At 57.9% G+C, this 299-nt stretch carries 1 pseudogene; it reads right to left on the reverse strand.

Annotated elements, in window-relative coordinates:
* Positions 1-243, reverse strand: a pseudogene (locus tag AAC854_RS23450) (phage portal protein); the annotation flags it as partial.
* Positions 244-299: the final 56 nt, after the last annotated feature.

Below are 299 nucleotides of genomic sequence, written 5' to 3' on the forward strand. Positions count from 1 at the left end.
ATGCAGCCGCTCTTTGACAGCACGCTGATTCCCCCGCCCGAGTTGTTCGTACAGTGAACAGGGCAGCATGCCGACCGATTCCGCCAGTACCCGCACACAGCTAAAGACCGCCGTGAGCTGCATGGCTAACTGTGGGCTGACCCGCCGTCCGGTGTAGGTATCGTAAGACAAGCCAATCAGTTCACTCAGGTCACGGGAAGTCATCGGTTCAGCGGATTTTCGAAACAGGCCGGGAAAGAACATCAGGCCTCCTTACCGGGTTTATGGCTGAGCAGGCGTGAGACCAGATACGACCAGCC

This window comes from Xenorhabdus entomophaga, assembly GCF_037996725.1.
GTDB classification, from domain to species: Bacteria; Pseudomonadota; Gammaproteobacteria; order Enterobacterales; family Enterobacteriaceae; genus Xenorhabdus; species Xenorhabdus khoisanae.